Consider the following 24,661-nt stretch of genomic DNA (forward strand, 5'->3'; position numbering starts at 1 on the left):
CGCAGGCTGTCAACAACACCGGACGCCAAATCGGCAGATCGAAGATCAAGGCCGGGAAGCAGGAACCGGATCGGGAGGTTGGTGCGGGGGCAACTTGCCGTCACCGACAGTGATGCCAAGCACGTTGGCCACCGCGCGCTCCTGACCGTCGCTGGGTTGATTGAGCACCTGCAGGCGCTGCGTGCCTGGATCGCGCAGGACCATCACGGAACTGCCGCCCCCGTCGAGGTTGATGGCCGTCTTGGCGCCCAGACGGATCATCTCATCGGCCAATTCGTCATAACGCATGCCGACCGAATGGCTCGGGCTGCGACCGTCGACCACCAGGATCAGCAGCCGCGTGCGCTTGGAATTCAGCCCGACCGCGGTGCGCGGATGACGATCCTGGTTTTGCCGCAGCACGCTTTTCCCATTTTCGACGAGCATGACGTTGCCGGCAATGAGCTGCTGCATGTCGTTCGCGGGCTTGCCGATCATCTCGATCGAGACCTGTCCCCTGCCCCGCACGACCAGACAAGGCCGCTTCTTGTTGCTGGTCGACCAGCGCTTGCGGTCGCTGACCGCCGGTCCGATGACGTTCGCCCAGCCTTCCGGCGCTGTGCGGTAGAAATCGCCGTTCACCGCCAGGTCGAATCCTTCGCGGGCGGCGATCCGGGTCGGCGTCATGAGCGTGGTTTCCCACTCGCCCGGCCCGTCCGGGTCGGGGCCGCCGGGGACGACCCGGATGTTCAACCGCGGGTTGGTTAGGTTCACCTCGGCGATGAACAAACGCATCGGCGGATCCTGCCGACGCTCGTGCCGGTAGGTGATGCCGGGAAACGGCGTCTCACGCGAAGACTGGGCCAGCAAGGCCCCAGCCCAGACTGTCAGCAGAAGGCCGAGGACGGTCTTTTCGAAACGTGCGTGCAGACTCAACACTGGATGCGTCCATCCTCGATATGAACAATCCGATCGGCCAGATCGCCGACCCGCGGGTCATGGGTCACCACCACCACCGCGCGTCTCTGCTCGTGGGCCAACTGCGCCAACAGCTTGACCACGGCCCGACCATTGATCGAGTCCAGCGCGGCCGTCGGCTCGTCGGCCAGCAGGATCGGCGGGGCGCCGGCCAGGGCGCGGGCGATCGCCACCCGCTGCTTCTCGCCACCGGAGAGTTGCCGGGGGAAGTTGTGCAAACGCCCGCCCAGCCCGACCAGTTCCAACAGCGCGGGCGCCTCCCCCAGGTCGTGCCCCTTCAGTTCCAGCGCGACCTGGACGTTCTCCGCCGCGGTCAGGGCCGGAAACAGGTTATAGCTTTGGAAGATAAAACCCATGCGCTGGAGCCGCAGCCGCGCCAGCGCGGGATTGGGCAGCCCCGCCACCAGCTGACCCTCCACCCGGACCTCGCCGGCAGTGGGGTGCAGCAGGCAGCCAAGAATCATCAGCAGCGTTGTCTTGCCGCTTCCCGACGGCCCCATCAGTGCCTGGATCTCGCCCGCGTTGGCCTGAAAGTCCACACCATCCAGGGCACGCACGGCGGTCTCCCCGCTCCCGTAGACCAGGGTCAGACCACGCGCTTCGAGCGCTGCTGCGCTCACCGCTGGAAGACCATCGCCGGGTCGATGTCCATGGCCTTACGGATGGAGATGATCGAAGCGAACACGCACATGATCAGCGTCACGCCAAAGAGCCCAACGGCCAAGCTGGGTGGTATCAGAACCAATGCAGCCCCCGACTCGCTGGCCTTGGCCAGCAGCAGCGACGCGGCGATCCCCGGCAGGTGACCCAAGGTGGCGCTGATCACGGCCTGACTCAGGATCACCTTGTAGACAAAGGCGCGCGGCGCACCCATGGCACGCAGCGTCCCGAACTCAGGCAAATGATCCACCGTCGTGGCGTAGAGCACCTGGGCGACAATGACCATCCCCACGAGCAGACCCAGGACGGCTGAAACCAGCACCGAGGCGCCGGCGCCCGTGGTGAACATCCAGTAATCGCGGGTACGAGCGGCAAATTGCTCGCTCAGATCGACGTCGGTCCGCGGGAGAATGCGGGCCAGGGCATCCTGCACCCGCACCGGGTCGGCTCCGGGCTCAAAGGTGCCGATGACATAGTTGGTCTCGGACTCGGCAAACTGCGTCAGGTGCTGTGCGGTCCGATACGAGGCGAAGACCCAGGGATTGGTGGTAAAGGAACGGATACCCTGGGTAAACCCAACCACGCGCGCCCGCTGGTCACGGATCTCGACCGTCGTGCCGAGCGCGCTGACCCCGAGCGTCTCGGCAAAGAGACGGTCGATCATCACCGTATCCGGCCGCCGCAGGTCCTCCAGGTGACCCGCCACGATGTTCCAGGGACCGGCGAGGCCCGTATTGAGGTCCGCCCCCACCAGCAGGACGCTCTCGTCGCCCCCGCCGGGCTTCTTCCAGATTGCGAACTGGACCAACAGGGCTTCCGCATGGGCAACACCAGGCACCGAGCGCGCCAGATACAACTCGCGCTCACTGAGCGGCATCGTGATCTCGAAGTTGCGGGACCCCTTGGGAACAATCCAAAAGTCCGCGCGGGTGTGGCGGATCACATTGGTAGCGCTGTCGGTAAAGCCCAGAAAGAGCCCGATCTGCATCGCGATCAGGACCACCGCGAAGCTGATCCCCACCAGGGTGACCACAAAGCGCGAGCGGTCATGGGCGAGGTTGCGCCAGGCCAGAAGCCCGGCCATTCCCATACCCCAGCGATAGGCTTGGCCGCGCATCATTGGGAACGATCGAGTACGATAAAGGCATCGACCCGCAAACCCACCGGGATGGCGATCCCCGGCTCCAGGTCGATGAGCACTTCCAGCACGCGGCTGTCCTTGCGCTCCGCGGGATCGTCGGAGACGATTTGCTTACGTCCCATGAGATTACCGATACGGACAACCTTGCCGGGGATGCGGCGTTCGCCATAGGCGGTGGCCTCGATGTAGGCATTCTGACCCAGGCGCAGTAAATCAATGTCCGCCTCATCCACTTCCGCGCGCACCCGCAGGTGCGACAGGTCACCGACTGCCAGAATGGGCGTATCGCCCATCTCGGTGACCTGCTCCCCGGCACGTCGGAAGCGGCGCAACACCACTCCGTCGATCGGACTGCGCACGAATGACTTCTCATAGACCGCCCGCGCCTCCGCCAGCCGCGCCTGCGCCAGGGCCAGCTCCGCCTCGGCCCTGGCTTGCTCGTCTTCCCGCGCCGGACTGTCGACCACTGCCAGGTGCGCCTGGCTGCGCGCGACCTGAGCGCGGGCGACATCCAGGTTGCTGCGCGCGTTGTCCAAATCCTGACCGCTGCCGAGCCGCTTGTCCGCCAAGCCTTGCTGACGCCCCGCCTCGCGCTCGGCACGCGCCAGCACCGCCTGCGCCTCGCGCACCGCGGCCGCGGCCTCCTCCCGCTCGGACGGACGTGCCCCGTTGATCACCCGGTCCAGGGCCGCCCGCGCGACCCCGACATTGGCCGCGGCCGCCTGCATGCGCGCCAGATGGTCGTCATTCTCCAGGGTGGCCACCACCTGCCCCCGACGGACCGGTTGACCTTCGTCCAACGCCACCTCGGCCAGCCGTCCGGTCATGGCCGCGGCGACGCGGATCTCCTCCGAAGCGGGCTCGATCCGGCCCAAGGCAGCGATGATGGTGCGCGGCGCGGGGGCGGGCAAGTCGCGGGCGGCCGGGATCGGCTCTGCCGCAAGCGCCATGGCCGGGGCCGTCAGCGCCCAAACAAGGATCAGGCACAACCGCAGCAGAGGCCGCGGCAGGAGGGATGTGGGCGGGGGGCGACGCTGCATGGACTCGACTACGTGGATGAATGTCTCCGGTGGCGTCCCGGGTCGGGCTAGGGTAACCCGAGCGGCCCCTTCAGGTCGACGCAGTCAGCACTGCGGGTGAGGATCTCGCCACCCGGACCTGCGCTTTTCAGCGGGGGATACGAACCAGGGAAGCTGCTTGACGCCGCTCACATCCGGCTGAAGCAGCCTTTGGCGCTCGCTGGAACGACGATCAAGACCCGCGCGCGTTTCCGGCTAAAATAGCGTATCGCAACGGCGTCGAACGCGACGATTCGGACGTGGTGTGGTTTTCAAACCCGCCCCTACGCCAAGGCCAGGTCTGAATAGAGCTTTCGGACGTGATAGCCGGATGTAGGAGCGGGTTTCAAACCCGCCCCTACACGAAGGTCTGTCTTGATTTCAGGTGCGAACGCTATATCAGGTGCAAAGGCGCTATGCCGAAACAGGACATTTTGCAGGAGTTGCACCTCGATCACGAGGCCCGTGAGGGCGGCGGGCAACCCTGGCTGTGGCGGCTCTTGCTGGTCCTGGTGATCGGCGGGCTCGCGGTCGGCGGTTACGTCATGCGATTGAGTCAAACCCCGACAGTCGAGACGGTGCCGGCCGAAGCGCCGGGCGTCGGGGCGGCGACCGTGCTCGACGCCACCGGGTATGTGATCGCGCGGCGCCAGGCCACGGTGTCGAGCAAGATCTCGGGCAAACTTGCCGAGGTGCTGATCGAGGAAGGCGTCCAGGTCGCGACCGGTCAGATATTGGCGCGCCTGGATGATACCGACGCCAGGGCGCAACTCGGCCTGGCGCAGGCGCGGCTGTCGGCAGCCCGGTCCCAACTCGATCAACTGCGGATCGCGTTGGAGCAGGCCCGGCGCGACCTCAAGCGCCAGGAGGGGCTGGGGGCCAGACAACTGACCTCGGAAGAGTTATTGGAAAACGCACGCACCCAGGTCGAGACCCGGGCCGCCCTGCTCGAAGCCCAGCGCAGTCAGGTGCGGGTGGCGGAGGCGGAGGTTGCGGTCGCCCAAGTGGCGGTCGACAACACCATCGTACGCGCCCCCTTCACCGGCGTGGTCGTCGCCAAGGCGGCCCAACTCGGCGAGATCGTGTCGCCCATGTCCGCCGGCGGCGGCTTCACCCGCACCGGCATCGGGACCATCGTCGACATGGACTCGCTGGAGATCGAGGTCGATGTGAACGAGTCATTCATCAATCGCGTCAAGCCGGATCAACCGGTGCAGGCGGTGCTGGATGCCTATCCCGACTGGAAGATCCCGGCCACGGTGATCGCCATCATCCCCACCGCGGACCGCGCCAAGGCGACCGTCAAGGTGCGCATCGCGATCACGGCCAAAGACCCGCGCCTGCTGCCCGAGATGGGCGTGCGGGTGTCCTTCCTTGAGGAACTCGGCCAGGCCAGGGAGGGGGTGCTGGTGCCTGCCGGCGCCATCGTCGCGCGCGCGGACCACAGCCTGGTCTTCGTGCTGGACGGCGATCGGGTCCGCGAGCGCCGCGTCACCTTGGGCGAGTTGTTCGGCGAGCGGCGTCAGGTCCTGCAGGGACTGGCGGTCGGCGAGCGGGTGGTGAGCGAGCCGCCGCCGGGACTGGTGGACGGCGGACGCGTGATCAGGCGCGACGGCACCTAGTAGAGCGTTCCATCTTGTCTTGCGGGTCCGTGCTTGCTGCAAGGTACCATCCATGGCACTGGATTCCGGCATCCTGCCGGAATGACGATGCAACTTAAGTTGGAACGGTGTACTAGCCGATGACCGAGTCCGCCCCGACCCGCATTCTGCCGCAGGCGCCGCCCCTGGTCGTGATCCGCGATCTGAGCAAGGTCTATGAACGCGGCCGGCAGCGTATCGAAGTCCTCCACCACGTCAACCTGGACATTCCGCGCGGCGATTTCCTGGCGCTGATGGGGCCGTCCGGCTCCGGCAAGAGCACCCTGCTCAATCTGATCGCCGGTCTGGACCTGCCTACCCAGGGCTCACTGAGCGTCGACGGTCAGCGCATCGATCGCCTGTCGGCCACCGCGCTGGCGCGCTGGCGGGCGGCCAATGTCGGTTTTGTCTTCCAGTTCTACAACCTGCTGCCGGCACTCTCGGCGCAGCGCAATGTCGAATTGCCGCTGCTGTTGACCCGGCTGTCCGCCGCCCGGCGGCGGCGTCATGCCGCCATCGCGCTGGAATTGGTGGGGCTCAGCGACCGCGCCGCCCACCAACCCAACGAACTCTCCGGCGGTCAGCAACAACGGGTCGCCATCGCCCGCGCCATCGTCTCGGACCCGCAACTCCTGGTGTGCGACGAACCGACCGGCGATCTCGACCGTCATTCCGCCGAGGAGGTGCTGACGCTGTTGCAGCGGCTGAACCGGGAGTATGGTAAGACCATGATCATGGTCACCCACGACCCCAAGGCGGCGGAGTTTTCGCGGCGCACCCTGCAATTGGATAAGGGGACTTTGGTTGATGGCTGAATAACGAGTCAGAAATCAGTTATACAACGAATACAAGTGTTGTCGTTGTCGTTGTCGTAATCGTTATCGGATTCCGGATCGATTCAGGAGCGTCTGCAAGCCTGCGAAGCGGTTACTCCAGCAACGTGCGTCGTGCCTCGATTACGACAACGACAACGATAACGACCAAGGCACCAACGGTGTTCCCTAATAGACTTGTTTAACTTATCAGTGAACTCTCCCTGACCGCCCGATCTGGATCTGCGCGTGAAATACCTGCCGCTGCTGATCGCCGCGCTCCTGCGCAAGAAGGTGCGCACTCTGCTGACCTTGCTGTCGGTCGCGGCGGCCTTTGCCCTGTTCGGCATGCTGGACGCCGTACGCGTGGCCTTCGAAGCGCCGCGGAGCGTGGTCGGCATCGACCGCCTTATCACGTCCTCGCGCCTGTCGCTGATCCAGCCGCTCCCCGCGGCCTATCGCGCGCGGATTGCGTCGTTGCCTGGCGTGCGGGCCGTCACCTTCGCCAGTTGGTTTGGCGGCATCTATCAGGACCCCAAGAACTTCTTCGCCAATTTCGCGGTCGACCCGGCGACTTATTTCGACATGTACCCGGAACTGGTGTTGCCCCCGGCGCAACGTCTGGCGTTCCTCAAGACCCGCACCGGCGCCGTGGTCGGTCAGACACTCGCCGACCGGTTCGGCTGGCGGGTCGGCGACCGGATTCCGCTCAAGGCCACCATCTTCCCCAACCGGGACGGCAGCGCGGTATGGACCTTCGCGCTGGTCGGCATCTTTCAGGCCGCGGCCCCGGAACTGCGCGCCTCCGAACGGCAGATGCTGTTTCACCACGACTATTTCGACGAGGGACGCGACCTGGACCAGGGCACGGTCGGGTGGTATGTGGAGCGGGTGACCGATCCCACCCAGGCCGCGCGGGTCGCCCAGGCGATCGATCGGCAATTCGCCAACTCGGCCTACGAGACCAGGACCCAGAGCGAGCGCGAGTTCCAGTTGGCATTCGCCGAACAGATCGGCGATATCGGACTGATCGTCAAGGCCATCATGGGTGCCGTCTTCTTTACGCTGGTGCTGCTCACCGGCAACACCATGGCGCAGTCGCTGCGCGAACGCATCCCGGAACTGGCGGTGCTCAAGACCATCGGCTTCACCAATCGGGCGGTGCTGCTGCTGGTGCTGGCCGAGGCGGTGCTGCTGCTGTGGATCGGCGGTCTGCTCGGCCTCGTGCTGGCGCGCCTGTCCCTGCCCGCCATCCGCGAGGCCACCGCCGGTCAGATCGACCTGAGCATGCAAACCGAAAGCTGGGTGCTCGGTCTGGGGCTGATGACCGTCATCGGGATCGCGGTCGGACTGCCGCCGGCGCTCAAGGCGATGCGTATGCGCATCGTGGATGCCTTGGCCGGGCGCTGAAGCTGCACCGGACGATCAGCGCGCGTCGCGCACGGCCGCTGGTGGTGGAAACTTCCAGGAAACGTCTTCGCGTCCGAGGAAATGGCAGAGCTCGGCGGCCGTGTAGGCGGCGGTGGCGAAGGTCTCGTTGAAGCCATGAACATAGAGCATGATCTGCTTGCTCCCGGAGCGTTCCAGCCGACGCTCGACAGCCTGGGTCAGCTCGCTCTTGGCCGCAGCGTGACGGGCGAGCCCGTCGCGATCCCGCTCGATCAGGCCGCCAGGCAGCCGATGCAGTTGGTAGGGCTCGTTCGGGAACGCTCCCAATTGCTTGACCTCGCCGAGCGCCAGCTCGATTTCCCGTGTCAATTCACCGGCGACGACAGCGTTTCGAGCTGTTTCAGGACCTGAGCCGCCTTGAGCGTCTGGTAATTGATCCCGGCGGCATTCAGGCTGCTGCCCTCCTGGAATGGGTAGTCCGGGATGGTGTCCAGGAATTTGCGGATGTACTCCTGGGCCGGCACAAAGGTCCAGAGGTTGTCGGCGTACCAGCGGAAGTAGCCCAGTTCGCCCTCCTTCCACATCTTTTCGTAGGGGTCGGCCCGCAGATTGATGATGAGCGGCCAGCCGGGCGTCTGGCGCACGCCGGTGGCGATGTTGCCGGCGATGGTGGCGAAGTGGATCTTCCAGTTGCCGACCCGGATGGCGTTCAGCTCTCCGCCTTGGCCGAAATAGTAGATCTCCTTGCGCGGCGCCTGATCCGTCTCGCCCTTGAGATAAGGCAGGTAGTTGTAGCCGTCGGGGTGAATCCGCCACGTCTTGCCGTTCGCCGCATAGCCGTCTTTGCTCTCCAGTTTCGCCACCAGGTCAGGCACGCCGGCGGCAGCCAGCAGCGTCGGCATCCAGTCTTCCTGGGAAATAATGTCGTTATAGGTCGTACCCGGCTTGATGACGCCTGGCCAGCGCACCATCAGCGGGACGCGGAATCCACCCTCCCAGGTGGTGCCCTTTTCTCCCTGGAAGGGGGTGACGCCGCCATCGGGCCAGGAAAAGGTCTCAGCACCGTTGTCCGTGCTGTAGATGACGATGGTCTTGTCGGCGATGCCGAGATCGTCGATCTTCTGCAGAACCCGGCCCACGTAGCCGTCGTGCTCGACCATGCCATCCGGGTAGAGGCCGATACCGGTCTTGCCCACGGACTCGGGCTTCAGGTGGGTCCAGACATGCATCCGGGTGCTGTTGTACCAGAGGAAGAAGGGCGTATCGGCCTTGACCTGCCGATCGACGAAGTCCATTGCCGCCGTATGGATCTCTTCGTCGATCGTCTCCATGCGCTTCGTTGTCAGTGGTCCGGTGTCCTCGATCCGGCCGTCGGCAAAGGTGTGCAGCACGCCGCGAGGCGCGTATTTCTTCCGGAACTCGGGGTCTTTCGGGTAGTAGTAGGTCTCCGGCTCCTCCTCGGCGTTCAGGTGGTAGAGGTTGCCGAAGAACTCGTCGAAACCATGGGCGGTAGGGAGATGCTGGTCGCGGTCGCCCAGATGGTTCTTGCCGAATTGACCGGTGGCATAGCCCTGCTCTTTCAGCAAGTCGGCGATAGTCGGACTCCACGCCGGGATGCCGTGCTCCGAGCCCGGCATCCCGATGGTCAGCAGGCCGGTGCGGAACGGGTGTTGACCAAGAATAAAGGACGCCCGCCCAGCGGTGCAGGACTGCTGGGCGTAGGAGTCGGTGAACTTGGCTCCTTCATTGGCCAATCGATCGATGTTCGGCGTTCGGTAGCCCATGATGCCGTGGTTGTAGGCGCTGATGTTGTGGACGCCGATGTCGTCGCCCCAGATCACCACAATGTTCGGCTTGTCCACTGCACTGGCCGGGGGAGCGAGCCCCAGAACCATGCCGACCGCCAACAGGGCCAAGGCAAGGGATGCCCTGCCCGGCGGAACATCCCGATCGACCGTCAGCCGGCTCGAACCGCCGCCGCTTCGATGACTCATCTCGCGCTCTCCTCTCTCGGTGTCTGTCGAAAGCAACCATCGACCTGCAGCAAGGTCTGACCTGGCCCCTCGACGTGGGTGATTCGAAAGGTCACAGCACCCTGTCAGCAGCAATGGGGCCAACTCCGATCGATTAACTCGGATATCAGAAACAGTTCGATTTTCATAGGGATCCCTGCGTGCTGGGCACCGACCGGGCGGCTTGCTCAAGCCAGGGTCACGACATATCGTCAACGCGATTGCGACATCTCGTAAGTCACGAAATATCGCTATCGGCTTGGCGTGGGTGCGGCTACGCTATGTGCCGACGGATCGTCTGTGCGGTCCGCCGCGAGCCGCTTGGGTCGGGTTTGCCCCGAGCTTGCTTCGTCCCACCTATCGCTCCCGACGATTGCAGGAGGTTCGCTTGAGCACTCCGGGTTCGTGCGACTCAACCGTCGAGACACCGATGACGGCAGCGGTTGGTGACTCCAGCTTCGAGGATCTGCTGACCGATCTGGCGGCATCTTTCATCAACGTCGAATCCGACGCACTCGACGGGCATATCCAGTCAGCCCTGCGTCGCATCGTGCTCTTTCTGGGGATCGACCGGGCCACGGTCGGGCGCTTCGACGACGCGTCCCGGCAATGGCTCCGCACGCACTCCTGGGCGCGCTCCGGCATCGCCCAAGTCCCCTCGCCGCTCACCGAGGCACAGCTCCCCTATCTGGTGGGTCGGCTGCGCTCCGGGATCGTGACCGTATGCAGCCATCTCCCCGATCTTCCCTCCGAGGCCGCCCAGGACAAGGCCATGCTGCGCGCGCTGGATCAGAAGTCGCTGGCGCTCTTTCCGCTGATTGCGGAAGGCCAAGTCATGGGCGGTCTTTCGTTCGGCACCATCCGCACCGAACATCCCTGGCCGGAGGACCTGGTGCGACGCCTGCGCCTGATCTCCGGGATCTTCGCCAATGCCCTCATGCGCAGGCACAAGGAGCAGGCACTCAGACGCGCCCTTGCCGAGAACGTGGCACTGCGCGAACGGGTGGAAACAGAGAACGCGGTGTGGCGCGAGGAAGTCATGCACCAGTTCGACTTCGACGAACTGGTCGGGACCAGCCCGGCCTTGACGCGGGTGCTGCGCCAAGTGGAGCAGGTCGCCCCCACGGACAGCACCGTGCTGATCCTGGGCGAGACCGGAACCGGCAAGGACTTGATCGCCACGGCGATTCACCGGCGCAGCCGCCGCGCCGAGCGGCCGCTGGTGAGAGTGAACTGCGCCGCACTCCCTGCCACCTTGATCGAGAGCGAGTTATTCGGTCACGAGAAGGGAGCCTTCACCGGGGCCATTGCCCGTAAGCTGGGCCGCTTCGAGGTCGCCGATGGCGGCACCTTAGTCCTGGACGAGATCGGCGAGCTGCCCCTGGAGCTTCAGGCCAAGCTCCTGCGCGTACTCCAGAGCGGGGATTTCGAGCGCCTGGGCTCGCCGACTGCCCGGCGCTCGGATGCACGGGTGATCGCCGCCACCAATCGCGACCTGGCCGCCATGGCCCGGGCCGGAACCTTTCGCGCTGATCTCTATTACCGGCTCGGGGTCTTCCCCATCGAGCTGCCGCCGCTGCGCGAGCGCAACGAGGACATCGGGCTGCTGACGGCCTACTTCGTCGCCAAGCTGGGTCCCAAGCTCGGCCGGCAGATCACCCGCATCCCGGACCGCGCCCTGGCCGAGCTGATGGCCTACGACTGGCCCGGAAATATCCGAGAGCTTGCGAATGTGGTGGAGCGATCGATGATTCTCTCGGCCGGATCGACTTTGGAGATCAACGGACTCCCGCGCGCGACCGGCGCGCGTACGCTGCCGTCGGCGGATTCCGGTCTGGTGGCCATCCGCACGCTGAAGCAGGTGGAACGCGACCACATCCTCCTCGTTTGTCAGGCGTGCGGTTGGCGGATCAATGGTAGGGGCAATGCCGCAGACCGGTTGGGGATTAATCCAAACACCCTGCGCTCGCGGATGCAGAAGCTTGGCATCGTACGTCCGACTGCGTAGTCAGGCCATCCTGGCCTGACACCGTCAGGGCTGGAAGCCCTGACGACGCACGCCGCCGGCCGGGATTACGGTCAAGGCCCCCTCACCTCCCGCTTCAGTTGGACGACTTCGCCGCCGGAAACCAAGCCCGCGGCAACCCCGCCAGGGTCTCCCACTGATAGATGGCCAATCCCAGGATGACGGCCGCGGCACCGGCCCAGACCCGGCCGGGCAACACCTCGCCGTTGACGAGGCTGCCCAGCATCAGGGCGATCACCGGATTGATCAGACTGATCAGCGACACCGGTCCGGTGTCCAGGTGCTGGATCACATAAAAATAGAGGGCGAAGCCCAGCACCGATCCGCAGACCCCCAAATAGAGGATGGCCGCGGCGGCACGGCCCGACAACTGATCCGGCCAGCCGCCGTCCGTCACCAGCCACACCAGCAGGAACAGCGGCAGGGCCACCGTCATGGTCCCGACGGTGATGGCGAGCGGCGGGCTGTCGTCGCCGATGCGCTTGACCCACACCAACCCGGCCGAATAGCACAGCACCGCCAGCAGGAGCGCGAGCAACCCGAGCCAGGCCCGGTCGCTGCCCAATCCGTCCGCAGTACTGAAGACCACCGCGAGCCCTGCCAGCCCGATCAGCATCCCGGCCAGCCGGGGCGCGGTCAGCGCCCGCTCGTTGAGCCACAGCGCGGCCATCAGGCTAGTCACCAGCGGCACCGTACCGAACACGAGCGCCACCAGACCCGAATGCACATATTGAGCACCCCAATAAGTCAGCGTCATGGCTCCAAACAAACCGAGCCCGCCGGCCGCATAGGTCGCCAGTGCCTCCCGGTGCCTCGGAAAGCCCAAACGCCACAGGAGCAGAATCAGGATCGCCAGGGCGAGGCCGATCGCCATGCGGGCCGTCACCGCGAAGGCGAAACCCGCACCCAGTGCGCTCCACTGGATAGCCAGCGGCGTGGTGGACCAGATGAGAATGATGGAAAGATAAGCAACAGGAATCGGCATGAGAGGGCCTCCGACGGCCGGACCGCTGGCGCGCGCCAATAAAAAAGCCGCGAAACCCGGCGGGTCCGCGGCCTTGCCCGAGAGCGGATGAAGCGAATCAGCGGTTCATCGTCGCACGGACCACAGGCCACGGCAGCAGCGCCACACGCGCGGAGCGCGGCGGCGGTGCAGGCTGAGATTGGAAGCGTGCGTGATCATGACCCGAGTTTCGCAGGGCGGGCGGGCGCTGTCAACGCGGCAGCGCGGTTGATCCTACCGAAAGGCCTGGCCCCAGCGCTTTTGATCACCCCCCTCGCGTTGAAGATCTTTGTGATCTTTGTGCCTTTGTGAGAGAACAACGCTTTCTTGGGTCACTGACCCGGCAAGAGATTCAAGGCATAGCGGGTATGCTTACGCTCCCCGCTGCGAACAAGCGCCCCCTTGGCGACCAGATCCTGAAGATCGCGGGTCGCGGTGGCTCGCGCACTGCCGGTGATCGCGCGATAGTTCTCGGCGCTCAAGCCCCCGACGAAGCCATCCGGTCCGGCGCGGAACAGGCGTGCCAGCGCCTTGTCCTGGCGCGCGTTCAATTGTCCCCGCAGGCGGTCGTAGAGCTTGGCCTTGCCGATGAGAAAGACCACCCGCGCGCGGCTGGAGTCGAGTGCATCCAGCACGGTATGGGCGAAATAGTCAAGCCAATCGTCGATGCGATTGGTCTTGTTCGCCCGCTCCAGCGCGCTGTAGTACGCCTTCTTGTGCCGTTCGATGGTGTGCGACAGAGCGATCAGCGTGGGTTGCCCGAGCCCCTGCGCCAGAACCTGTTCCGCAATGGCACGCGCCATCCGGCCGTTGCCGTCCTCGAAGGGGTGGATCGTAACGCAATACAGATGGGCGATGCCCGCGCGGGTCAGAGTCGGCAGCGGGCGGTCGCCGGTCGGGGCGCTACGCGCCAACCAGCCGAGAAAGCGCTCCATCTCCGCGGGCACCCGCCCGGCGGGCGGGGCCTCGAAATGGACCCGCGGCGCGTAAACGGCGCCCGAAACCACCTGCATCGGCTCTTCCAGGGTGCGATAACCGCCGACCTCGCGCAGATCCCGCCGCCCCGCCATCAGCATGCTGTGCCAGGCCCAGAGCCGCGCGTGCGACAAGGGGGTCTGAAAGTGCCGATACAGATCGACCATCAACTCCGCCATTCCCGCCTCGGCCGGGGTGATGCGGTGCCCGTCTTCGGCCAGTCCGAACTCACGCAGCAGCGAGGACTGGAGGCTGTCGCGGTCCAGAAACTCGCCCTCGATCCGGGCGGTCATCAGCGCCTCGTCGCCGATCAGCTCGACCGTCAGCGCCCGTTGTTCGGCGTCGCTCAGATGGGCGAAGGCCCCGAACAGGAATCCGGATTCGTGCAGCAGGCGCGACTCCAGCGGCGCGAGCCGCAGGCTGTCGTAGGCGAATGCGGGCCAGTCGGGTTGTTGCCAGTTCCAGACCATGAGGCATAGAGGGAGCGGCTATCGCTCATATTGAGGGCGCTTGTTGAGCGATAAGCAAACAGAGTAACCCTCGCCACCCGGCGGCGCAATGCGCAACGGGTGCGAGGGGGTGCGGTCCAACGGGATGTGGTCGCGGACGATCGTGGTACCTGCCCAACTGACCGGAGGCCGAGGCTTCAGCCGGACGCGGCGCCGCCCGCTCAAGCGTCGACCTCCGGTCGCGTCGATCCGGTCTAGACTAGCGTGTCGGGTGTGACACATCCTGATTTGGGGCTACAGTTCCCCTACCCCTGCGCTGTTCAACCCACGAGGTACCCCGTGCGCCCCAAGACTGCAACGACCAAGAATCTGACCCGCGCGACCATCGGCGCCCTGCTGCTGGCGCTCGGCCTCACCGCCGCCGCCGAGGAGGAAGTCATCACCGACGGCATCAATGTGGACGTCCGCGGGGTCATCGACACGGCCCCGCAGCGCGATGCCGATGCGGGCATCGGCCAGGACGTCCAGGATTTCAGTGATGGGACCACCAACGAGGGCGGCGTGCCCGAGGTCTCGGTCGACCTGCGCGACGCCGCGCTGGAGGACGAGCAGAATATGGGACCGAACGCGCCGGGCTATATCCCCTGAGCGCCGGGCACGCGGATGACGCCGGTCTGATCCACGTAAGCCACGCGTCAAGAACAAGTGACATACGAGACAAGATCGTTGTCGTTGTCGTTGTCGTTGTCGGATAAGGCGATTTCCGAAGAACTTCATCCCGCCCCGGACCGACCTCCGGTAACCGAGGCGACTCGACCGGAGGCCGACGCTTTAGCGGGCGGTGATGCCGTGGGATGCAAGCGCATCCGAAACGCTGAGAAAATCAGGACAACGACAACGAAAAAAATGGTGCTATAGCTTTCCTACCTGATATCCGGCCAGACCCTTGGTGTAGGGGCGGGTTTGAAACCCGCCCCTACGTCCGGTTATTACCACCGATGGCTAGAAAGGCATCAATGGGCTGCCGATCCGCTACGGCCGCAGGTCTTGTCCGGCGGTCCCCAGCAGATCGGCCAGGTCCAGTTCGATGGCATCGAAGGACGGGATGCGCGCCCGTCCCCGACCGACCGCCTGATCCGCCGCTGTCAGCGTCATGACGACGCGCCACTCGCCGTCCCGCAGCGCATGGGCCGCCAGGGTGCGCGCCTCGGGCCAGATCAGCCAGTAATACGGCACCCGGTGGCGCTTCAGCAGCAGCGGCAGATGGTGGGTGTCCTTGTGCTCATGGCCAGGGGAAACGATCTCGCAGACCCAGTCCGGCGGCAGGTCGATGACGCCTCCGGAAAGACGAGCAGGTCCGCGAGGGTCTGCGGTTTGAAGGCATCCATCGTTTACCTACGGCCGCGGGTTGACAGGGAAGACCCCTAGCGGGTTCCGGGGCGCAGAGCGCCCGAGACCTGCGTGACACCGCGGGAGCGGTGTCACGAGGCCAAAGCGAGGGCGCTGCCCATCCTCAAGCGTTGCGGTGGCCGGATGGGCATCGCTCTCGCTCTGCCCATCCTACGCGCTCCAGGCTGTCGCAGCGCCGGTAGTTGCCGCAGCAATTCCAAATTTGGGCGGCACCACGCGACCTCTGGTGGATGCGGCGCGCGCGACCGCCGTGCCGGGTCCCCGACACCGAGCGGCGCGCCTTATCCACCCTACAACGGAGCNGGTTTCGTAGGGTGGATAAGCGCAGCGCATCCACCATCGGCCTCGCTGCCGACACGCTGTTGGCGGCGGCCACCCAAATTTGGAATTGCTGTAGTTGCCGCGGGATTTGCCAGCCCCCGGCGGGATCTAGTACCTTGACCGGCTTGCCAAGAACGGCCCCGATCCGCGTTCCGGCCGCGCCATCCCGGCGCATTCGGTTCATCGGACCGCGTCCCGCACCCCCACCAACCGGAAGTACCCGCCATGCAGCCCGTCCTGAAATCCACCAAACTGGCCAATGTCTGCTACGACATCCGCGGGCCGGTGATGGCCCGCGCCTACCAGATGGAGGAAGAGGGCCACCGCATCATCAAACTCAACATCGGCAATCCCGCCGTGTTCGGGTTCGAGGCGCCGGACGAGATCGTGCGCGACGTGATCCACAATCTGCCCAACGCCGCCGGCTATATCGAGTCCAAGGGGCTGTTCGCCGCCCGCAAGGCGATCATGCAGTACACCCAGGAAAAGCAGATCCCCGGCGTCCAGGTGGGCGATATCTATATCGGCAACGGGGTCTCCGAACTGATCGTGATGACCATGGGGGCACTGCTCGACAGTGACGACGAGGTGCTGGTGCCGGCGCCGGACTATCCGCTGTGGACTGCCGCCGTCTCCCTGGCCGGCGGCACGCCCTGTCACTACATCTGTGACGAGGGGGCGGGCTGGCTGCCGGATCTCAACGACATCCGCGCCAAGATCACCCCGGCCACCCGTGCCATCGTCGTCATCAACCCCAACAATCCGACCGGTGCCCTGTACCCGGTGGAACTGCTGCGCGAAATCGTCGAGATCGCCCGCACCCACCAGTTGATCATCTACGCCGACGAGATCTACGACAAGGTGCTCTACGACGGCGCCGCCCATACCTCCATCGCCTCGCTGGCGGAAGATGTGCTGTTCCTGACCTTCAACGGCTTGTCGAAGAACTACCGCGCCTGCGGCTACCGCGCCGGCTGGGTGGTGGTGTCCGGTGAGAAACGCCACGCCCGCGACTATATCGAGGGGCTGGATATCCTCGCCTCGATGCGATTGTGCGCCAATGTCCCGGCCCAGTACGCCATCCAGACGGCGCTGGGCGGTTATCAGAGCATCGACGATCTGGTCGCCCCCAGTGGGCGGCTGTGCAAACAGCGCGATCTCGCCCACGACATTCTGACCTCCATCCCCGGCGTCACCTGCCACAAGCCGCAGGCGGCGCTGTATCTGTTCCCGCGGCTGGACCCCAAGGTCTATCCCATCGTCAATGACCAGCACTTCATTCTGGATCTGCTGCTGGAAGAGAAGGTGCTGGTGGTGCAGGGCAGTGGTTTCAACTGGCCCCATCCGGACCATCTGCGTGTCGTCTTCCTGCCCAACACCGACGACTTGGGCGACGCCATGGAGCGGATCGCCCGCTTCCTCGACGGCTACCGCAAGCGGCACGGCGGCTGAGCGGCCGCTGAATGAATGTGCCATTGCTGGCCGCACTCGGCATCCTGCTGCCCGGCTGGCTGCTCCTGACCCGGAGCGGGCGTCAGTCACTCGCGATCACCTGGATCGGCCTCACCACGGTCCCCGAGCGGCTGGGTGCCACCTCGGTGGTGGTGGTGGGCATCGCCGGGGTGGTGGGTGTGCTGGTCGCCTTGCAGGCGATGGCGGCGGGGTTCGCGGCCACGCTGGAGGCGGCCGGGCGCGACGATACCGTCATGGTGCTGCGGGCCGGGGCCAATGCCGAGTTGTCCTCGGCACTCGATCGGCCGGCGGTCACGCTCATCATGCAGGCGCCGGGAATCGCCCGCGATGCCCGCGATGTGCCCATCGCCTCGGCCGAGATCGTCGTGGTGGCCAATGTCGCCAAGCGCGCCACCGGGACCGATGCGAATCTCGAGATTCGCGGTGTCGGTCCGGACGTCTGGGCACTGCGCCCGCAGGTCCGAATCGCGAGCGGCCGGCGCTTCACCCCCGGTCGACGCGAATTGATCGTCGGCGCGGGCGCCCTGCGTCAGTTCAACGGACTGGGCATCGGCAGCCGACTGCGGCTGAACAGTCAGGACTGGTGGATCGTCGGCGTCTTCGCGTCGGGCGACACCCATGAGTCGGAGGTGTGGGGCGATGCCGAATCGCTGATGGCGGCCTATCGACGCAATGGGTTTCAGTCGGTCACGGCGCGCTTGACGACACCGGCGGCCATTGAGAAGCTGCGCGCGGCACTGGCCGCCGACCCGCGGTTGCGGGTCGACGTGGAGACCACGCGCGCCTACTACAGCAAACAGTCGGAACGCCTCACCCGGATCATCCGCGGCATCGGCACCGGGGTGGCGGTCATCATGGCGCTGGGTGCCGTCTTCGGCGCACTCAACACCATGTATGCGGCCGTCGCCGCGCGGGCGCGCGAGATTGCGACATTGCGTGCCCTGGGGTTCACGGCGGTCCCGGTGGTGGTTGCGGTGATGCTGGAAACCATGGCGCTGGCCCTGGCCGGCGGGGTCTTGGGTGCGGGTATCGCCTGGGCCATGTTCAACGGCTATGCGGTCTCCACCCTCGGGTCGAACTTCAGTCAAATCGTATTTCAATTTCAGGTCACCCCGGCACTCATGTTCCACGGGCTGCTATGGGCGCTGGGCATCGGCTTCATCGGCGGGCTCTTCCCGGCGCTGCGGGCCGCAACGCTGGCCGTCACCGCGGCGCTGCGCGAGTCTTGATCCGACGCTAATTCACACCTGATCCGAGCCGCAGAATGACGCACATGTCTCAAGAACCCGCATTGGACCTGTTGCAGTGTGATCCGCAGTCTGTCCTGCAGATGCTGGAGGCCGGCGCCACTGGACTGTGGGAGTATCACCATCGCGACGACCAGCCGCGCTGGTGCACGCGGGTGGCCGCGATGCTCGGTCGATGCCAAGCGGAGCGTCCCGGTGACGGCTGGTTTGCGTTGGTCCATCCGCACGATCGGCCTAAACTGCGGCACTGGATGGATGCCGCGGTGGCGGGTGACCTCCCGGTGGTCGAGGCGCACTTCCGCATCCAGCATCAGGACGGCGAATGGCGTTGGCTGCGCGGCCGCGGCCGCGTCATCGAACGCGATGCCGCCGGAGCACCGGTGCGCAGCGCCGGCACCCTGTGCGACATCACCGAGCAACAATGGGCTGAACGCGAGAATCAGCGACTCGATCGTGAACGCTCGGAACGCGTTGCCCAAGAGCCCACCGAGTTGGATGCGCAACCCCGCAAACGGCACAAGCGCACCGAGGCGCCGAATTGGCGGCTGGCCGCCATCATCGAGGCCAGCACCGACCTGATTGCGAGCGGCACCCTGACCGGTCGGATCGACTATATCAACCAAGCCGGGCGTGCCCTCCTGGGAATCGATGCGCTGGACGATCTGGGGCAGATGCGTATCGCAGACTGCTTCCCGAGCTGGGCTTACCAACGGATCATCACCGAAGGCCTGGCCGCGGCCAAGCGACACGGCCAATGGCTCGGCGATACCGCGCTGAAACGCTACGATGGGATCGAGGTTCCGGTATCGCAACTCGTCATGGTGCACCGCGGCGATGAGACCGGCGATATCGAGTTCATTACGACCATTTGCCGCGATCTCTCGGAGCGACTGAAGACCGAGGAGGCCCTGCGGCAAATGCAGCAGGAGCAGGAACTCATTCTGGATTCGCTGCCGGCGCTGGTTTGGTACAAGGATACGACGAATCGCATTCTGCGCGCCAATCAAGCGGTTGCCGATTCACTCGGCCTGCCGAAGGCGCAGATCGAAGGCCGTAATTGCGCCGAGCTCTATCCGGCGGAGGCCGATCGCTACTATCAGGACGACCTCACTGTCATTCAGACCGGCGCACCGCGCCTCGGGATCGAAGAACCCTATCGCCTGCCGTCCGGCGAGCAACGCTGGATCCGCACCGACAAAGTGCCGCTGAAGGACGCCTCGGGTCGGGTGCTGCGCATCCTGGTGATGGCGCTCGACATCACCAGACAAAAAACCGTCGAGGCCGCACTGCGCATCAGCCAGGACGACCTGCAACGGGCGCAAGCCGTGGGCAAGATCGGGAGTTGGCGGCTGGATGTCCAACGTAATGTACTCACCTGGTCGGAGGAAACCCATCGCATCTTCGGCATTCCAGTCGGCACGCCGATGACCTATGAAACCTTTCTGAGCGCCATCCATCCCGATGATCAGGCGGCTGTCAATCAAGCGTGGCTGGCGGCGATTCAAGGGGAGCCCTACGACATCGAACATCGGGCCAGCGTGGATGGGCAGGTCAAATGGATCCACGAAAAAGCGGAGCTGGAGTTCAGCGATGGGGGAAAACTGCTGGGCGGCTTCGGCACCTCCCAGGACATTACCGAGCGCAAGCGGATCGATGAGGCGCTGCGCGATGTCGACCGCCGCAAGGATGAGTTCCTCGCCGTCCTGGCGCATGAACTGCGCAATCCGCTCGCCCCGATTCGCAGCGCGACCGACATCCTCGCACGATCGGCCGACGATGGCGCCGCGGTCGCCTGGTGTCGCGAGCTGATCGAGCGCCAGGTGCAACACCTGACCCGGCTGGTCGACGATCTGCTCGACATCGCCCGGATCAGCAGCGGCAAGATCGAACTCCATCAGGAATTGCTCGCCGTCGCGGACATCGTCCAGCGGGCGGTAGAAACCAGCCGGCCGCTGATCGCGGCACGCCGGCACGATCTGTTCCTGCACCTCCCCGCGGAGCCCCTGGGCGTGAAGGGCGACTTGATCCGGTTGGCTCAGGTGGTTTCGAATCTGCTCAACAATTCCGCCAAGTACTCCGAGCCCGGCGGACGCATCGATCTCAGTGTTGCGCAGGAGGGCGACACCATCGTGCTCCGGGTCAAAGACGCGGGCATCGGCATCCCGACGGCGATGCTCGATCGGGTCTTCGACATGTTCGCCCAGGTCAACCGGTCGCGGGAACGGTGCCCCGGCGGACTCGGTATCGGACTGAATATCGTCAGGCAACTCCTCGCCCTGCATGGGGGCACCATCGCCGCGCAGAGCGCGGGTGAAGGTACAGGCGCCGAGTTCATCGTCCGTTTGCCGCGCGTCAGCGCGCCGACCCCGGCGGCGGCGCCCAGTCGGAGCGAACCGGCAACGCGCCCGGTGCACCGTCGGATTCTGGTCGCGGATGACGATGTCGATGTCGCGGACAGCCTGACGCTGTTGCTCGACATCCTCGGGCATGAGGTGCGGACCGCCAGGGATGGCATGGAAGCGCTTGAGATCGCGGCGCTGTTCAAACCCGAATTGGTGCTGATGGACCTTGGCATGCCGCGCTTGAACGGCTATGACACCTGTCGGCGCCTGCGCGCCGAGCCGGCCGGCGCCGGCGTGGTCATCGTGGCCCTGAGCGGCTGGGGTCAGGACCGGCACCACCAAGCCACCGCGGCTGCCGGCTTTGATCTCCATCTCGTCAAACCCGTCGGCCTCGCCGACTTGCAGGGATTGATCGATCGCTTATCCGGAACACGCGGGGAGTCGGCGTGAGCCCGTTGATCGTCGCTGGAGCCTGGGAGCCCGATCAAGGGTTTTTCACTGAGACACGGAAGAAAGAGAAGAAATCCTCTCACAAAGACACAAAGACACAAAGATAGAGAAGCCTTTCATGGCTTCTTATCTCTCTTTTCTTCTTCGTGTCTTCGTGTCTTGGTGAGAGCATCTTCTTTCTCGGTGAGAGCATCTGCTTTCTCGGCAAAGGCGTTCCCGAATGGATTGGTGTCGCAGAAGTGTGTGACCTTCAGGCCCGTCGCCAGGTGGTCCCAGCCGGGCCGTCTTCCAGCACGATACCGGCGGCGGCCAGTTCATCGCGGATGCGGTCGGCCTCAGCCCAGTTCCTGGACTGGCGGGCAGCTAGGCGCTCTTCAATACGGCGGTTGATCACCTCGTCCGCAATCTCGAGAGTGCCGGTCCCAATCGGTGGGGACCTAGTGCTGATGGAATCGATGCTGGTGGCCTCGATGGATTGCGTCATCGGCCTGCCCTTCAAGTAGGCATCGGCATCCCCCTGAACCAACCCCAGCACCGCTCCCATTGAACGCAGTTCCGCTCCCAGACCCGCGGCCGCGGCTTCATCCTGGGGTCGCACCCGATTGATCTCCCGCACCAGATCGAAGAGCACGGCCAGAGCCACCGGGGTATTGAAGTCGTCGTCCATGGCGGCGCTGAAGCGAGCCCGGAAAGCCTCAGCGCCCGCCGGCGCGGCGGACGGCAGGCCGCGCAGGGCGGTGTAGAAGCGGGTCAGGGCCGCCCGGGCGTTGGTCAGGTGCTCCTCGTCATAGTTGAGCGGGCTGCGGTAGTGGCTGGTGAGAATGAAATAGCGCACCTCTTCCGGCCGATAGCGCGCCAGGATCTCACGCACGGTAAAGAAGTTGCCCAGCGACTTGGACATCTTCTCCTCGTTCACCCGCACGAAGCCGTTGTGCATCCACACCTCGACGAAGGGCTCGCCGGTCGCCCCCTCGGACTGGGCGATCTCGTTTTCATGATGGGGAAACTGGAGATCGGCCCCGCCGCCGTGGATATCGAAGTGATTGCCCAGGCAGCAGGTCGACATGGCCGAGCACTCGATGTGCCAGCCGGGGCGTCCCGCGCCCCAGGGCGCGTCCCAGGCGGGCTCGCCGGGCTTGGCCGCCTTCCACAGGGCGAAGTCGAGCGGGTCGCGTTTCGCCTCTTCGACTTCCACCCGCGCCCCGGCCCGCAGATCGGCGGGATCCTTGCCGGACAGACGGCCGTAGCCGGGAAAGGCGCCGACCGCGAAGTACACATCCCCATTGGTCGCGGTGTACGCGAGTCCGCGCTCGAGCAGCGTCGCAATCATATCCAGGATCTCGGGGATGTGCTCGGTGGCGCGGGGCTCCGCATCCGGCGACAGGCAGCCCAGGGCCGCCGCATCCTCGTGCATCGCCGTGATGAAGCGCGCCGTGAGCGCTCCAAAGGGCTCACCCCGTTCCTCGGCGCGACGGATGATCTTGTCGTCGATATCCGTGATGTTGCGGACATAGGTGACCGGATAACCCAGGGCGCGCAGGTAGCGGTAGACCACATCGAAGACCACCATGACCCGGGCATGGCCCAGATGGCAGAGGTCATACACCGTCATGCCGCACACGTACATGCCCACCCGACCGGGATCGAGCGGGATGAAAGGGGCTTTCGCACGCGTCAGGCTATTGTAAATCTCAAGCATTTCAGAAGTATCCGACAAAGCCGATCAAGGATGGGCGGTGGTTTGCGCCACATGGTAACAAAGCCGGATCGGTCCGATCCGGGAGAATCCGCTGCCGCCGCCGACGGGGGATGCGTGACGATCGGGCTTTTCCGCCCCGACCAAAGCACTTAACATGCGGTGCAAGATCGCGGCCGCTGTCGCTGCCGCGCCAACATACACCGCCCTCGGGGCGCTATTGGAGACCGCATGATCAAACTGACGACCAGCCACGGTGACATCCTGATCGAACTGGATGCCGCGAAGGCCCCCGCCACCTGCGCCAACTTCGAACGTTATGTCCGCGACGGACAGTACGACGGCACCCTGTTCCATCGGGTGATCGACGGGTTCATGATCCAAGGCGGCGGCGTGCAGGCGGACTTCACGCCGAAGCCGACCCGTCCCCCGATCCGGAACGAGGCCAACAACGGGCTCAGGAATCTGATCGGCACCATCGCCATGGCCCGCACCATGGACCCCCATTCGGCCAGTTCCCAGTTCTTCATCAATGTCGCGGACAACGCCTTTCTGGACTATCCGGGTCAGGACGGTTGGGGCTACTGCGTGTTTGGCCGGGTGGTCGACGGCATGGATGTGGTCAACGCGATCAAAGGTGTCAAGACCGGCAGTCGACATGGCCATCAGGACGTGCCCGCGGAAGACGTCGCGATCACGCGCGCCGAGGTCATCGACGCGCCGTCATGAGCAGCGCCGCGGGTCGGCCGCCGCGAACACGGGATACGCTGCCGGAGGGTGCCGAGACGCTGTTCATCGCGGACCTGCATCTGGCGCCGGAACGCCCGGAGACCATCCGCCTGTTCCTGCGTTTCCTGGCCGGCCGCGCACCACGGGCCGCGCGGCTCTACCTGCTGGGCGACCTGTTCGACGCCTGGATCGGCGATGATGACGATACCCCGCCGTTGCCTGAGATCCGCGCGGCGCTGCGTCGACTGACCAGCGGTGGGACCGCCTGTGCCCTGCTGCACGGCAATCGGGACTTCCTGATCGGCCGCGCCTTCTGCCGCGACACCGGCTGCTCCCTGCTGGGCGATCCGGCACTGATCGAGCTCGACGGGGCCAGAATTCTGTTGATGCACGGCGATCTGCTGTGCACTGATGACATCGACTACTTGCGGTTTCGCCGGCGGGTCCGCAATCCCCTGGTGCAGCGCCTGTTTCTCTGGCGCAGCCTGAACAAGCGGCGGGCCGTGGCGAACGACTCGCGGCGCCGCAGTGCGGCGGCCATGGCCGCCAAGACCGCGGCGATCATGGACGCCAACCCCGCTGCCGTGCAGGCCTACCTGAGCCGCTATCGTGCGACCCACCTGATTCACGGACACACCCATCGCCCGGCCGACCATGAACTGACCGTCAACGGTCAGCCGGCGCGCCGCACCGTACTCGCCGACTGGCACCCCAGCCGCGGCGAGGTGCTGGTCCATCGCGGCGGGATTTGGAAGCGCGAGGCGGTGCTCCCCCAAACAGGAGTCGGCGACTAGCGTTTGTCGTCGTTGTCGTTGTCGTTGTCGTAATCGGAGACGCGGTTCGATTTAGGGATGTACAGCCCACGATCGAT

At 65.2% G+C, this 24,661-nt stretch carries 20 protein-coding genes; 10 read left to right on the forward strand and 10 right to left on the reverse strand.

Annotation, left to right across the window (positions count from 1 at the left end; genetic code table 11):
- Positions 1-45 precede the first annotated feature (45 nt).
- The 4 genes from A39O_RS36605 to A39O_RS33430 all read right to left on the reverse strand — a co-directional run bounded on the left by A39O_RS36605 (position 46) and on the right by A39O_RS33430 (position 3,798).
- A complete protein-coding gene (locus A39O_RS36605) occupies positions 46-849 on the reverse strand; it encodes a phosphodiester glycosidase family protein (RefSeq protein WP_157640080.1) in 804 nt (267 codons plus the stop codon).
- 62 nt (positions 850-911) lie between these two features.
- A complete protein-coding gene (locus A39O_RS0113750) occupies positions 912-1,577 on the reverse strand; it encodes an ABC transporter ATP-binding protein (RefSeq protein ID WP_020505242.1) in 666 nt (221 codons plus the stop codon).
- Complete coding sequence (locus tag A39O_RS0113755) at positions 1,574-2,737, reverse strand: ABC transporter permease (protein ID WP_020505243.1); 1,164 nt, start codon at positions 2,735-2,737, stop codon at positions 1,574-1,576. The genes A39O_RS0113750 and A39O_RS0113755 overlap by 4 nt, the downstream gene beginning before the upstream one ends.
- Positions 2,734-3,798, reverse strand: a complete 1,065-nt coding sequence (locus tag A39O_RS33430) for an HlyD family secretion protein (RefSeq protein WP_020505244.1) — start codon at positions 3,796-3,798, stop codon at positions 2,734-2,736. The genes A39O_RS0113755 and A39O_RS33430 overlap by 4 nt, the downstream gene beginning before the upstream one ends.
- A 434-nt stretch (positions 3,799-4,232) precedes the next feature.
- On the opposite strand from A39O_RS33430, the gene A39O_RS0113765 reads away from it, so the two are divergent.
- From A39O_RS0113765 to A39O_RS0113775, 3 genes are all read left to right on the forward strand, one after another.
- Positions 4,233-5,438 carry an efflux RND transporter periplasmic adaptor subunit gene (locus A39O_RS0113765; RefSeq protein WP_020505245.1) on the forward strand — a complete coding sequence of 402 codons (1,206 nt, stop codon included), beginning with the start codon at positions 4,233-4,235 and terminating at the stop codon, positions 5,436-5,438.
- 119 nt (positions 5,439-5,557) lie between these two features.
- Positions 5,558-6,271: an ABC transporter ATP-binding protein gene (locus A39O_RS0113770; protein WP_020505246.1), complete on the forward strand. Its 714-nt coding sequence runs from the start codon at positions 5,558-5,560 to the stop codon at positions 6,269-6,271.
- 246 nt (positions 6,272-6,517) lie between these two features.
- Positions 6,518-7,678, forward strand: a complete 1,161-nt coding sequence (locus A39O_RS0113775; RefSeq protein ID WP_020505247.1) for an ABC transporter permease — start codon at positions 6,518-6,520, stop codon at positions 7,676-7,678.
- A gap of 15 nt (positions 7,679-7,693) precedes the next feature.
- On the opposite strand, the gene A39O_RS0113780 is transcribed toward A39O_RS0113775, so the two are convergent.
- Together A39O_RS0113780 and A39O_RS0113785 are read right to left on the reverse strand one after the other, a co-directional pair.
- Positions 7,694-8,026, reverse strand: coding sequence for an alpha/beta hydrolase (locus tag A39O_RS0113780; protein WP_020505248.1), 333 nt, complete (start codon positions 8,024-8,026; stop codon positions 7,694-7,696).
- The gene (locus A39O_RS0113785; RefSeq protein WP_083924673.1) at positions 8,023-9,651 is read right to left on the reverse strand and encodes an arylsulfatase; all 1,629 of its coding nucleotides are present in this window, start codon (positions 9,649-9,651) and stop codon (positions 8,023-8,025) included. The genes A39O_RS0113780 and A39O_RS0113785 overlap by 4 nt, the downstream gene beginning before the upstream one ends.
- Positions 9,652-10,099: 448 nt before the next feature.
- Here A39O_RS0113785 and A39O_RS33435 point away from each other — a divergent pair, with 448 nt between their 5' ends.
- Entirely contained in the window at positions 10,100-11,677 is a 1,578-nt protein-coding gene (locus A39O_RS33435) for a sigma-54-dependent Fis family transcriptional regulator (RefSeq protein ID WP_020505250.1), read from the forward strand.
- 94 nt (positions 11,678-11,771) lie between these two features.
- Here A39O_RS33435 and A39O_RS0113795 read toward each other — a convergent pair whose 3' ends face one another.
- On the reverse strand, positions 11,772-12,680 hold the full coding sequence (locus A39O_RS0113795; RefSeq protein WP_040527827.1) for a DMT family transporter: 909 nt from the start codon (positions 12,678-12,680) through the stop codon (positions 11,772-11,774).
- 350 nt (positions 12,681-13,030) lie between these two features.
- The gene (locus A39O_RS0113800; RefSeq protein ID WP_020505252.1) at positions 13,031-14,143 is read right to left on the reverse strand and encodes a Fic family protein; all 1,113 of its coding nucleotides are present in this window, start codon (positions 14,141-14,143) and stop codon (positions 13,031-13,033) included.
- A 318-nt stretch (positions 14,144-14,461) separates the two neighbouring features.
- Between A39O_RS0113800 and A39O_RS0113805 the strand changes: the two genes are divergently transcribed.
- Complete coding sequence (locus A39O_RS0113805) at positions 14,462-14,770, forward strand: hypothetical protein (protein WP_020505253.1); 309 nt, start codon at positions 14,462-14,464, stop codon at positions 14,768-14,770.
- A gap of 384 nt (positions 14,771-15,154) precedes the next feature.
- On the opposite strand, the gene A39O_RS33440 is transcribed toward A39O_RS0113805, so the two are convergent.
- Positions 15,155-15,454: a Uma2 family endonuclease gene (locus A39O_RS33440; RefSeq protein WP_083924674.1), complete on the reverse strand. Its 300-nt coding sequence runs from the start codon at positions 15,452-15,454 to the stop codon at positions 15,155-15,157.
- A 624-nt stretch (positions 15,455-16,078) separates the two neighbouring features.
- Between A39O_RS33440 and A39O_RS0113820 the strand changes: the two genes are divergently transcribed.
- From A39O_RS0113820 to A39O_RS36610, 3 genes are read left to right on the forward strand one after another with little or no spacing between them, the layout of a single operon-like run.
- On the forward strand, positions 16,079-17,305 hold the full coding sequence (locus tag A39O_RS0113820; RefSeq protein ID WP_020505256.1) for a pyridoxal phosphate-dependent aminotransferase: 1,227 nt from the start codon (positions 16,079-16,081) through the stop codon (positions 17,303-17,305).
- A gap of 11 nt (positions 17,306-17,316) precedes the next feature.
- Entirely contained in the window at positions 17,317-18,555 is a 1,239-nt protein-coding gene (locus tag A39O_RS33445; protein ID WP_083924675.1) for an ABC transporter permease, read from the forward strand.
- 44 nt (positions 18,556-18,599) lie between these two features.
- Positions 18,600-21,365, forward strand: a complete 2,766-nt coding sequence (locus A39O_RS36610; protein WP_051088818.1) for a hybrid sensor histidine kinase/response regulator — start codon at positions 18,600-18,602, stop codon at positions 21,363-21,365.
- Positions 21,366-21,615: 250 nt separating this feature from the next.
- Here the strand turns inward: A39O_RS36610 and cysS are convergent, their stop codons facing one another.
- Positions 21,616-23,064, reverse strand: a complete 1,449-nt coding sequence (gene cysS / locus A39O_RS0113835; RefSeq protein ID WP_020505258.1) for a cysteine--tRNA ligase — start codon at positions 23,062-23,064, stop codon at positions 21,616-21,618.
- 228 nt (positions 23,065-23,292) lie between these two features.
- On the opposite strand from cysS, the gene A39O_RS0113840 reads away from it, so the two are divergent.
- A complete protein-coding gene (locus A39O_RS0113840; protein WP_020505259.1) occupies positions 23,293-23,790 on the forward strand; it encodes a peptidylprolyl isomerase in 498 nt (165 codons plus the stop codon).
- Positions 23,787-24,584 (forward strand): UDP-2,3-diacylglucosamine diphosphatase, encoded by a 798-nt coding sequence (locus A39O_RS0113845; RefSeq protein ID WP_020505260.1) that lies wholly within the window; start codon positions 23,787-23,789, stop codon positions 24,582-24,584. The genes A39O_RS0113840 and A39O_RS0113845 overlap by 4 nt, the downstream gene beginning before the upstream one ends.
- The last annotated feature ends 77 nt before the right edge of the window (positions 24,585-24,661 follow it).

This window comes from Lamprocystis purpurea DSM 4197 (assembly GCF_000379525.1).
GTDB lineage: Bacteria > Pseudomonadota > Gammaproteobacteria > Chromatiales > Chromatiaceae > Thiodictyon > Thiodictyon purpureum.

What these genes read in the sequence shown, in the direction of transcription:
- A39O_RS0113755 (WP_020505243.1), bottom strand. Translation starts at nt 2,737, where the DNA reads ATGATGCGCGGCCAAGCCTATCGCTGGGGTATGGGAATGGCCGGGCTT.
- A39O_RS33430 (WP_020505244.1), bottom strand. Translation starts at nt 3,798, where the DNA reads ATGCAGCGTCGCCCCCCGCCCACATCCCTCCTGCCGCGGCCTCTGCTG.
- A39O_RS0113765 (WP_020505245.1), top strand. Translation starts at nt 4,233, where the DNA reads ATGCCGAAACAGGACATTTTGCAGGAGTTGCACCTCGATCACGAGGCC.
- A39O_RS0113770 (WP_020505246.1), top strand. Translation starts at nt 5,558, where the DNA reads ATGACCGAGTCCGCCCCGACCCGCATTCTGCCGCAGGCGCCGCCCCTG.
- A39O_RS0113785 (WP_083924673.1), bottom strand. Translation starts at nt 9,651, where the DNA reads ATGAGTCATCGAAGCGGCGGCGGTTCGAGCCGGCTGACGGTCGATCGG.
- A39O_RS33435 (WP_020505250.1), top strand. Translation starts at nt 10,100, where the DNA reads ATGACGGCAGCGGTTGGTGACTCCAGCTTCGAGGATCTGCTGACCGAT.
- A39O_RS0113795 (WP_040527827.1), bottom strand. Translation starts at nt 12,680, where the DNA reads ATGCCGATTCCTGTTGCTTATCTTTCCATCATTCTCATCTGGTCCACC.
- A39O_RS0113800 (WP_020505252.1), bottom strand. Translation starts at nt 14,143, where the DNA reads ATGGTCTGGAACTGGCAACAACCCGACTGGCCCGCATTCGCCTACGAC.
- A39O_RS0113820 (WP_020505256.1), top strand. Translation starts at nt 16,079, where the DNA reads ATGCAGCCCGTCCTGAAATCCACCAAACTGGCCAATGTCTGCTACGAC.
- A39O_RS33445 (WP_083924675.1), top strand. Translation starts at nt 17,317, where the DNA reads ATGAATGTGCCATTGCTGGCCGCACTCGGCATCCTGCTGCCCGGCTGG.
- A39O_RS36610 (WP_051088818.1), top strand. Translation starts at nt 18,600, where the DNA reads ATGTCTCAAGAACCCGCATTGGACCTGTTGCAGTGTGATCCGCAGTCT.
- cysS (WP_020505258.1), bottom strand. Translation starts at nt 23,064, where the DNA reads ATGCTTGAGATTTACAATAGCCTGACGCGTGCGAAAGCCCCTTTCATC.
- A39O_RS0113840 (WP_020505259.1), top strand. Translation starts at nt 23,293, where the DNA reads ATGATCAAACTGACGACCAGCCACGGTGACATCCTGATCGAACTGGAT.
- A39O_RS0113845 (WP_020505260.1), top strand. Translation starts at nt 23,787, where the DNA reads ATGAGCAGCGCCGCGGGTCGGCCGCCGCGAACACGGGATACGCTGCCG.